Raw genomic sequence first — 10,144 nt, 5'->3', positions numbered from 1 at the left:
CTTCCGACTCCCGCTCCCCCGGCACCTTCGTACGGAACCAGTCGTCCGGCGCCGCCGCCGCGGCCAGTCGTTCGCTCAGTTCCGAGCAGCGTGCGGCGGCCCGTGCGTGGTCGTCCCCGGCCCAGGCGGCTTCCCGGGCGTCCGGGGGCGTCGTGCCGCCCGCATCGGCGGCCCGGAGCCGTCGGGCCGCGCGCGCCTGCTCCCCGCGCATCAGCTCCAGTCGCTCGACGAGCATCTGCCGCCCGCCGGGGCGGCGGTCGTGGACGGCCACCGAGGAGGAGTACAGTCCGGCGGCCCGTACCGACTCGCGCTGTGCGAACGCCGTGCCGCGCAGGGCCGCCAGATCGCCGAGCAGCGACTCCATCACGTCCCAGGGCGGAATCTCGGCGCCGTCGAGACAGGCCCGCATCCCGGCAGGATCACGTCGCAGGAAGAGCCCGTACCAGCCGCTCCCGGGGTCCAGCAGTGCCACGAGTTCCCGTAGGTACTGAGTGAACTCCCGCACTTCCCAAGCATCTTGACGCACTGTCATCTCTGCCCTCGCCGACGTCGACCGGAGCCTCCAGTCCGCAGGCATTCGACATCAGCCGTGTTACGGCGCGGCTACGCGGGCTTTTCGACCACGCTGCGGTCGAGGCGCGGCCACACGCACCACGGGCCCGCGGCTACCCCGCCAGCGGCACCGCGTCCGGTTCCGGGGCCGAGCGGGCGAGGAGCTCGTCCATCGAGAGCCCCAGCGCCCCGGCCAGCGCGGCGACGGTGAAAAAGGCGGGGGTGGGGGCGCGTCCGGTCTCGATCTTGCGCAGCGTCTCGGCGGAGATTCCGGCGTTCGCCGCGATCTCGACCATGCTGCGTCCGCCGCGTGCCTCACGCAGCAGCGCGCCGAGGCGTTCGCCGCGACGGCGCTCTTCCGGGGTCAGGGGCGTTCGTACCATGCCGTCATTCTAATACCGCTGAGACCGGTATAGTAATTGGCATGGTGAAGCTCAAGACAGACACATCCATCGAAGCCATGCGCGAGACCGGCCGAGTCGTGGCGCAGCTCCTGACCGCCGCCCGGGAAGCGGCCGCGGTCGGCGTCTCCCTGCGCGAACTGGACGAGGTGGCCCGCGGCGTACTGCGTGAAGCGGGCGCCGGATCCCCGTTCCTGAACTACCGGCCGCATTTCGCGCCCACCCCCTTCCCCGCCGTGATCTGCGCGTCGGTCAACGACGCGATCGTGCACGGCATCCCGACCGACCAGCGACTGCGCGACGGCGATCTGGTAAGCATCGACGCGGGCGCCACACTGGGCGGCTGGGCCGGCGACTCGGCGATCAGCTTCACCGTCGGCCACGCCCGGCCCGATGACACCCGCCTCGTCGAGACCGCCTTCGCGGCACTGGAGGCGGGCATCGCGGCGGCGGTCGTCGGCAACCGGATCGGCGACATAGCGCACGCGATCGGCACGGTCTGCCGCGGTGCGGGATACGGCATCCCGGAGGGGTTCGGAGGGCACGGCATCGGCCGGTCGATGCACGAGGACCCGGCCGTCCCCAACGAGGGACGACCGGGTCGCGGCATGCTGTTGCGGCACGGGATGGTGCTGGCGATCGAGCCGATGCTGATCGGCAGCGGCAAGGACGACTACTACCCGGACCAGGACGGCTGGACACTGCGCACGTCCGACGGCAGCCGGGCCGCGCACGCCGAGCACACCGTGGCGATCACCGACGAAGGCCCGCGCATCCTGACCGCGTTGTGACCGCCCGTCCGCGGCAGACCGGCGAAGCCGCCAACCGCGCAGGTACGGCTGCTAGTTGTTCTGGATGAACTGCTTGGCGAGGGCGTCGCCCGCGGTGACGGCGGCACTGTGGCTCTCGATCGGAGAGACCTTGGAGTTCTTGAACAGGATGTAGGTGACGCCGGATTCCGCGCCGCCGGTCTCCGGGTCCGGGTCGATGCCGAGGGCCTTGGCGGTGGCGTACGAGGCCTCACCGATGATCTTGTTGGGGCCGGTGTCACCGACGACCGCGTACTCGACCTTGTTGTTGTAGATGACGGCGACGACGCCACCGCCCTTGATCCCGGCATCGCTGTAGTTCCAGATGCTGCTGGTGCTCGGCACGACGACGTACGGCAGCTTCTCGGCGTTCAGCGGCTTTCCGGCGGAGGTCTCGAAGGCCGTCCCGTTCTGGAACCAGGGGTCGGTGTCCTCGTTGCAGGCGGCGGTGATCTCGCCGTCGCAGTCGATGTCCATGTCGGCCTTCCAGAACACGGCTCCGTTCTTGCCGCAGACCGGAACGGACGCGGAGGTCTCCTCGTCCGTACGGTACTTGCCGTTGGATATCTGCGAACACGAGGTGACCTTGGCCAGCAGATCGGCCGCGCTGACGGACCCTTCCTTGAGGTTCGCGCCCCGGGCCGGTCCGGCGTGGGCGGCCGGGCCCAGGGTGACGGTGGCGAGCAGGGCGGCGCCGGAGGCGGCAGCGAGGGCGAGCGTTCGGGTACGCACAGTGGGGGTGCCCTTCCATCAGGAAACTTTCCTTACCGACGCGCACAACATGGCCCCGCCCGGACGCCTCCGTCAAGACCGCGGGGCTGGTTCCCGGTGAATCCTCACCAGCAACCAGCCCCGCACGGAACACTATTGACGCATCGTCACCATTCGTGCCGCCACGCCCTGCCGCCCGTCGTCACGGGCGTCCGGCGGGCCGCACGACCATGGCCGAGCCGCCGCCCCGGCGCACCTTCTCCGCGGCTGCCAGCCACCGTCCGTCCGGCAGTCGCTGCACACCCGTCGCGGCCCCGATCTCCGGGTTGAGCTTGAAGACGTGCCCCAGCGACTCCAGCTCCGCCCGGACCGGGCTGTTCCACAACTCCGGTTCGATCTCCGTCGTCGCGGAGTTGCGCTGACTGGCGCGCGGCGCCGCGATGGCATCGACCAGCGGAAGCCCCCGGTCGACCGTGCCGATGAGCGACTGGAGCACGGTCGTGATGATCGTGGCACCACCCGGCGATCCCAGCGCCAGCACCGGCTCGCCGTGCTTCAGCACGATCGTCGGCGAGATGGACGAGCGCGGGCGCTTGCCCGGACCAGGCAGATTCGGGTCGTGGACGGCGGGGTTGGCCGGCGCGAACGAGAAGTCCGTCAGCTCGTTGTTGAGCAGGTAGCCACGCCCCGGCACGGTGATCCCACTGCCGCCGGTCTGCTCGATCGTCAGGGTGTAGGCGACGACATTGCCCCACTTGTCGGCCGCGGTCAGATGGGTGGTGTTCTCCCCCTCGTACGTCGTCGGGGCAGCCGTTCCACCGCTGCGGCAGTCTGCGGGGTGCCTCGGGTCGCCCGGCGCGAGCGGGCTGGTCAGCACCGCGTCGTCCTTGATCAGGCACTCCCGCGCGTCGGCGAACCGCCGGCTCAGCAGCTCACGCGTCGGCACGTCCTCGAACGCCGGGTCACCCACCCAGCGTCCGCGGTCCGCGAAGGAGATCCGGCTGGCCTCGATGTAGCGGTGCAGATACCGCGCCTCGCTCGCCTTCGAAAGGTCGGTGTGCTCAAGGATGTTGAGCGCCTCACCGATGCTGGTGCCGCCGGACGAGGAGGGCGCCATGCCGTACACGTCGAGGCCCCGGTAGCCGGTCCTCGTCGGTGCCTGCCGCAGCGCCCGGTAGGACCGCAGGTCCTTCGCGGTGAGGTCGCCGGGCCGCACCACCCGGGTGGACCCGGGGTCGACGGGCGGGTTGCGGACGGTCCGTACGACGTCGGCGGCCAGCTCTCCCCGGTACAGCTCGTCGACGCCCTTGCGGCCCACCTCTTCGTAGGTGCGCGCCAGGTCGGGGTTCTTGAACACCGAGCCGACCACCGGGAGTCGACCGCCCGGCAGGAACAGCTTCCGGGTCGCCGGGAAGTCGGCGAACCTGGCCTGGTTGCCCTCGGTCTGCGAACGGAACGTGCTGTCGACGACGAAGCCGTCCCTGGCGAGCCGCTCGGCCGGCTTCAGCACCTGCCGCAGCGACTTGCTGCCCCAGGTGTCGAGCGCGGTGTCCCAGGTGGCCGGGGTGCCCGGGGTGCCCACCGCCAGTCCGCTGGTGACGGCCTCGTCGAAGGCGAGCGGCTTGCCGTTCTCCAGGAACAGCGAGGAGTCCGCGCTGCGCGGTGCGGTCTCCCGGCCGTCGATCGTCTCCACGGTGCGCCTCTTGGCGTCGTAGTAGACGAAGTAGCCGCCCCCGCCCAGGCCGGCCGAGTAGGGCTCGGTCACCCCGAGCGCCGCCGCCGTCGCCACCGCGGCGTCCACCGCGTTGCCACCCTTGCGGAGCACCTCGATTCCGGCGGCCGAGGCGTCCGCGTCGACGCTGGCGACCGCCCCTCCGTAGCCCACCGCGACGGGCGACTTGGGTGGTTGCGCCGACGGTGGCGCGGACGAGGACGGGGCCGCCGCCCCGATGGTGACGACAGCGGCGAGAACAGCCGACAACGACACATTCCGCGCGACGGAACGTCTCATGCGCACCTCCAGTGCTGGATCGTCAGCGCAGAGTAACGCCGCGCCGCCCGCCCCGTCAGGTCCGCCGTGAAGCCGGGCCGAATGCCCACCGGCTCTCCTGCTGCTTGGTGTACGTGGTGACCGTCGTCCCGGTGGTGAAGACCCGGGATCCGGTCGGGGTGAAGGGGTGCGGGGCGAACGAGGCGTGGAGCGGGGGATGCCGTCGCCCAGCACCACCGGGTGGCGATGCACGGCCAACTCGTCGATCTCTCCCGGTAATTGACCGGACGACACGGCACCGCCGCAGAGCCGGACGCCCATGCCCGGTGCCCGCTTCAGCGCGCGGACGACCTCCACCGGGTCGTCGGCCACGACAGCGGTCCCGGGGTCGGGGCACAACAGGGACGGGGAGAACACGTACTGCCGCAGGTGGGGATACGGGCTGGTCGTGCCGCTCGCCCGTGCCGCCTCGTAGGCGCCGCGCCCCATGACGACCGTGTCGAACTGCCTGTTGGGTGTGGCAGCGACGCCCAGGGACCTGCGGACGTGGTCCGGGACGGTCTCGGAGTGCTCGGCAGGAATCGCGGCCTTCAGGTCGCCGTCGAATCCGGTGGAGTCGTGCTTTCCGTCCGGACCGGCGATGAAACCGTCGGCACTGCAGCCGATGAGGTAGGTGAGCCGACGCATGCGGGGCCGCTTTCGAGCCGTGACTGCCGGGGACAACACGACACCGGGCAGCCGGCATCCGGCGGGCATCGGTCGCGACCGACGTAGTGTGACCGGTCACGAACGGGACCTGCCCCGGGCGGCATCGGCAGCCGTGCCTGCGGTGGTCGGGCGGCGCGATCGGGAAGAAGCCCCGGCCCCCACCGCGAAGACGGAAGTCGGGGAGAACTCGCCCTCCCTGCCCCTTTCAACGTACAGCGCGCCGGGGGGCTTGCCGCAAGGCCCGGGTCACGGCGCAGAATCGTCGGCCGGTGCCGCAAGCTGCGGGAATTCAGTGGGACACGACTGCCTCGGAGGCGCAACGGTGATCGAGCGGTATGTGTTGGATCTTCAAGAGGCCGACGGAACACGGATCGCGGTCGTCGGCGGCAAGGGCGCGCAGCTGGGCGAGCTGTCGCGGATCGAGGGCATCCGTGTGCCGGGTGGCTTCTGCGTGACGACGAACGCCTTCCGGCGGGTCATGGCGCAGGCGCCGTCGATCGACGAGCGGCTCGATCGGCTGACCCGCCTGGACCCGGACGACCGGGAGGCGGTCCGCGCGCTCTGCGCGGAGATCCGGCGGATCATCGAAGGGGTCGTCGTCCCGGGTGATGTCGCGGCGGCGATCACCCGCGCGCTGGCCGGACTCGGCGAGCGGGCCGCCTGCGCCGTACGGTCCAGCGCGACGGCGGAGGACCTGCCGACGGCCTCCTTCGCCGGCCAGCAGGACACGTATCTGAACATCGTTGGGCCGGCGGCGGTCCTCCGGCACATCAGCCGCTGCTGGGCCTCGTTGTTCACCGAGCGGGCCGTGGCCTACCGGCGGCGCAACGGTATCGACCACCGTACGGTCCACATGGCCGTGGTCGTGCAGCGGATGGTCCTTCCGCACGCGTCCGGGATCCTGTTCACGGCCGACCCCGTCACGGGCAACCGGAAGGTCGCCACCGTGGACGCCGGCTTCGGTCTCGGCGAAGCCCTCGTCTCCGGTCTGGTGAATCCGGACGTCTTCAGGGTGCGGGACGGTGAAGTCGTCGGCAGGGCGATCGCCGCCAAGGAGCGTGCCGTTCATGCCGTACCGGGCGGCGGTACGCGGGAAGTGGCGATCGCCGCGCAGCGGCGGGAGCAGCCGGCGCTGACGGATGCGCAGGCCGTGCGGCTCGCGGGGCTCGGGCGGTGGATCGAGGCACACTTCGGCTGCCCGCAGGACATCGAGTGGTGTCTGACCGACGACGGCTTCCGGATCGTTCAGAGCCGGCCGATCACCACGCTGTTTCCCGTCCCCGAGAGCGGTGACCGGGAGAATCGCGTCTACCTCTCCGTGGGCCATCAGCAGATGATGACCGACCCCATGAAGCCCCTGGGGATCTCCGTGTGGCAGCTGACGGCCATGGCGCCGATGCACGAGGCCGGCGGGAGGCTGTTCGTCGACGCCACCCGGCGCCTGGCCTCACCCGCGAGCAGGGCCGGCCTCCTGGACGTCGTGGGGAGGGGCGATCCGCTGATCAGGGACGCGCTGGAGACGGTCCTCGTCCGCGGTTTCGTCCCGTCGCTGCCGGACGCGGGCCCCGGCCGGCCGTCGGCCGACGGGGCGCCCGCCGGGATCGGGACCGATCCGGCCGTCGTCACCGAGCTGATCGAGCGCAGCCGGGCATCCGTCGCCGCGCTGGAGCGCGACATCCGGACCAAGAGCGGACCGGCGCTGTTCGACTTCCTGCTGGAGTCCTTCGAGGAGCACAGGCGGGCCCTCGTCGATCCGCTGAGCCTTCGGGTGGTGATGGCGGGGATGGAGGCCACGTGGTGGCTGAACGACAGGTTGTGGGAGTGGCTGGGCGAGAAGAACGCGGCTGACACGCTGACGCTGTCCGCCCCCGGCAACATCACGTCGGAGATGGGGCTGGCGCTGCTCGACGTCGCGGACGTGATCCGCCCGCGGCCGGAGGTGGTGGCGTTCCTCCGGAGTGCCACGGACGAGGGCTTCCTGGACGAGCTGGCGGAGCTCGCGGGCGGGGTTGAGGCGCGCGAAGCCATCGAGGCCTACCTCGACCGGTACGGCATGCGCTGCACCGGCGAGATCGACATCACGAGGCCGCGCTGGCGCGAGCGCCCCACCACGCTGGTGCCCGCGGTCCTCGACAACGTCAGGAACTTCGGGCCCGGCGCCGCCGAGCGGCGCTTCGAGCAGGGGCGGCACAAGGCGCGGGAGAAGGAACGCGACGTGCTGTCACGCCTGCGGGCACTGCCGGACGGGGACCGGAAGGCCGACGAGACCAAGCGGATGATCGACCGGGTCAGGACCTTCATCGGATACCGGGAGTACCCGAAGTACGGCATCGTCAGCCGCTACTTCGTCTACAAACGGGCCCTGCTGGAGGAGGCCGGGCGACTCGTGCGGGCCGGTGTGCTCCCGGAGAAGGAGGACATCTTCTTCCTCACGTTCCAGGAACTCCACGACGTCGTGCGCTCGGACCGGGTGGACGACCGGCTCGTCCAGGCGCGCAAGGACGCGTTCCGCTCCCACCAGGCGCTCACCCCGCCCCGGGTGCTCACATCGGACGGTGAGGCCGTCACCGGGGCGTACCGGCGCGACGGTGTGCCGGCCGGCGCCCTGACCGGCCTCCCGGTTTCCGCCGGGACCGTCGAGGGCCGGGCCCGCGTCGTCCTCGACATGGCGCAGGCCGACCTGGGAGCGGGCGACATCCTGGTCACGGCCTTCACGGACCCCGGCTGGTCGCCGCTGTTCGTCGGAATCGCGGGCCTGGTGACGGAGGTGGGCGGCCTGATGACCCATGGCGCGGTGGTCGCCCGGGAGTACGGCCTGCCGGCCGTCGTGGGCGTGCAGCGGGCCACCCGGCTGATCCGTGACGGACAGCGGATCCGCGTGCACGGAACGGACGGTTACGTCGAGATCCTGCCATGACGACGACACCGGCGGGCCGACGTCCGGGCGGCGGGCAGCCGGCGGCCGGCGGCCGGCGTCCAAACAGCGCGGCAGCCCCGGATCGAGGAGGTGCTCCGCCCGCGGGAGACCTTCGTGGAAGACCTCGTCGGCGCGCTGCCCGCCGGGTCGGGCCTTCCGCGGGCCGCGCAGCCCCCGCACCGCTTCCGCCCGACTCGCGCGGGGCGGCGGGCCGGGCCCGCGTCCGTGGTTCAGGCCCGCCGCAGCCGCCTTCGCCCCGCCGTGAGCACGGCGCTCACCTCACGCAGCCGGAACGGCCGCGCCAGCAGTGCCACCGCGAGCAGCAGGACCAGGGTGCCCGCACCCACCGCGGTGAAGTCCCCGTGGCCCGCGCACGCCCGGGCGGCGAAGTACGCCGCGACCCCGGCGGGCACCGTCGCCGCGACCAGCCGGAGCTGCGCCCACAGTGTGGGCGAGCGCAGCGGTGAGGTCGCGGTCGCGCCGCTGCCGCGGACCCTGCGGTGCAGCACGTACGCGGTGGCGGCGAAGCCCGCGAACAGGGCGACGGAGTAGGCGCCGGCCATCCCCGTCACGGCCCAGCGGACCGGCAGCAGCAGATACGCGGCGGCCGAGAGTCCGGCGTTGAGCGCCGCGATCACCAGGTTGAGGAGGAACGGTGTGCGGGTGTCGCTCATCGCGTAGAACGCCCGGGAGAGCACGTACTGCCCCGAGTAGGCGACGAGGCCGGGCGCGAACGCCATCATCATGCCCGCCATCACGGCGGTGCCCGCGTCGTCCGTGGCCCCGTATCCGTAGACGGCCCCGATCACCCACGGTGCCAGCGCGAACAGCAGGGCCGTCGCGGGCACCACGACCGCGGCCGAGGTGCGCAGGGCGTACGAGACGTCGCGCCGCAGGCCCGGCAGGTCGTTGTCGGCGGCCGCCCGGCTCATCCGGGGCATCAGCGCGGTGACCAGCGAGACGGTCACAATGCCGTGCGGGACCACCCACAGCTGATAGGCGTAGCTGTAGGCGGTGTAGCCGGGGCCTCCCGCCATGTCCAGGTCCGCGGCGCGCTGGCCGACGGTGGTGGAGAGCCGGGTCACCACCCAGTAGGCGATCTGGTTGGTCAGTACGAGTGCGACCAGCCACCCGGCCGCGCGCAGCGGCCGGGTGAGGCCGCTGCCCCGCCAGTCGAACCGGGGCCGCCAGCGGAACTTCGCGGCGCGCAGCGCGGGCACCAGGGCGAGCGTCTGGACGACGATCCCGGCGGTCGTGCCCCAGCCGAGCAGCCGGGCCTGTGCCTGCGTCAGCGTGCCGTCGGAGTCCGCCGCGATGCCCAGGTGGAGCCCGAACACGGCGATGATCACGATGTTGTTGAGGACCGGGGTCCACATCATGGCGCCGAACCGGCCCCGGGCATTCAGTACTTGGCTGAGCAGGGTGAACAGTCCGTAGAAGAGGATCTGCGGCAGGCAGTAGCGGGCCAGGGCGACGGTCAGTTCCGCCTGTGGGCCGTGGTAGCCGGGGGCGTACACCGAGACGATCCACGGGGCGGCGAGGACGGTGATGCCGGTGAGGGCGAGGAGACCGAGGGCGCAGAGGGTGAGCAGCCGGTCGGTGTACGCGGCTCCGCCGTCGGCGTGGTTCTTCGCCGCGCGCACCAGTTCGGGGACGAATACGGCGTTGAGGGCGCCGCCGATGAGCAGGGTGTAGAGGATGTTGGGCACGGTGTTGGCGACGTTGTACCCGTCGGCCTGGAGACCGGTGCCGAGCGCGGCGACGATCACCGCCGAGCGTATGAAGCCGGTCGCCCGGGAGACGATGGAGCCGGCCGCCATCACGGCGCCGTTGCGCAGTACCGAACGGGGCTTGTGGTCCGCGACCTCGGTGGTGGTCGCTTCGGTGGCGGTCACCGGCGGGCCGGTCGTGCCGGGCACCTCTGATGCCCCTGGTACAGCGTGTTGTTCGCGGCTCCGCCCACCGGTGTCTCCCACTCTCCGCGCGTCTCGACGGCCCGGCCGCCGTTGCCGGGCTTCCGGCGGAGGGGCGCGAAGGGGGTCGTCGGGGTCAGGGG

The 10,144-nt window shown here is 71.7% G+C and carries 6 protein-coding genes and 1 pseudogene; 2 read left to right on the top strand and 5 right to left on the bottom strand.

Going from position 1 to position 10,144, the window contains the following annotated elements; translation table 11 throughout:
- Nucleotides 1-532, bottom strand: a pseudogene (locus tag AADR41_RS39270) (hypothetical protein); the annotation flags it as partial.
- A 133-nt stretch (nt 533-665) separates the two neighbouring features.
- Nucleotides 666-935 (bottom strand): helix-turn-helix domain-containing protein, encoded by a 270-nt coding sequence (locus AADR41_RS39265; RefSeq protein WP_342287023.1) that lies wholly within the window; start codon nt 933-935, stop codon nt 666-668.
- Nucleotides 936-976: 41 nt separating this feature from the next.
- Between AADR41_RS39265 and map the strand changes: the two genes are divergently transcribed.
- Complete coding sequence (map, locus tag AADR41_RS39260) at nt 977-1,744, top strand: type I methionyl aminopeptidase (protein ID WP_342287022.1); 768 nt, start codon at nt 977-979, stop codon at nt 1,742-1,744.
- A gap of 51 nt (nt 1,745-1,795) precedes the next feature.
- Here the strand turns inward: map and AADR41_RS39255 are convergent, their stop codons facing one another.
- Entirely contained in the window at nt 1,796-2,494 is a 699-nt protein-coding gene (locus AADR41_RS39255) for a glycoside hydrolase family 75 protein (RefSeq protein WP_342287021.1), read from the bottom strand.
- 181 nt (nt 2,495-2,675) lie between these two features.
- On the bottom strand, nt 2,676-4,484 hold the full coding sequence (gene ggt / locus AADR41_RS39250; RefSeq protein ID WP_342287024.1) for a gamma-glutamyltransferase: 1,809 nt from the start codon (nt 4,482-4,484) through the stop codon (nt 2,676-2,678).
- Between the two features lie 1,009 nt (nt 4,485-5,493).
- Here ggt and rph point away from each other — a divergent pair.
- Nucleotides 5,494-8,088, top strand: a complete 2,595-nt coding sequence (rph, locus tag AADR41_RS39245) for a rifamycin-inactivating phosphotransferase (protein WP_342287020.1) — start codon at nt 5,494-5,496, stop codon at nt 8,086-8,088.
- 230 nt (nt 8,089-8,318) lie between these two features.
- Here rph and murJ read toward each other — a convergent pair whose 3' ends face one another.
- Nucleotides 8,319-9,983 carry a murein biosynthesis integral membrane protein MurJ gene (gene murJ, locus AADR41_RS39240; RefSeq protein ID WP_342287019.1) on the bottom strand — a complete coding sequence of 555 codons (1,665 nt, stop codon included), beginning with the start codon at nt 9,981-9,983 and terminating at the stop codon, nt 8,319-8,321.
- Nucleotides 9,984-10,144: the final 161 nt, after the last annotated feature.

It is taken from the genome of Streptomyces sp. CLV115 (assembly GCF_038448545.1).
In the GTDB taxonomy this organism is placed as follows: Bacteria; Actinomycetota; Actinomycetes; order Streptomycetales; family Streptomycetaceae; genus Streptomyces; species Streptomyces sanglieri.
The sequence above is the reverse complement of the archived record's forward strand: the minus strand, read 5'-3'. Positions and strand labels throughout refer to the sequence as shown.

What these genes read in the sequence shown, in the direction of transcription:
- AADR41_RS39265 (WP_342287023.1), bottom strand. Translation starts at nt 935, where the DNA reads ATGGTACGAACGCCCCTGACCCCGGAAGAGCGCCGTCGCGGCGAACGC.
- ggt (WP_342287024.1), bottom strand. Translation starts at nt 4,484, where the DNA reads ATGAGACGTTCCGTCGCGCGGAATGTGTCGTTGTCGGCTGTTCTCGCC.
- map (WP_342287022.1), top strand. Translation starts at nt 977, where the DNA reads ATGGTGAAGCTCAAGACAGACACATCCATCGAAGCCATGCGCGAGACC.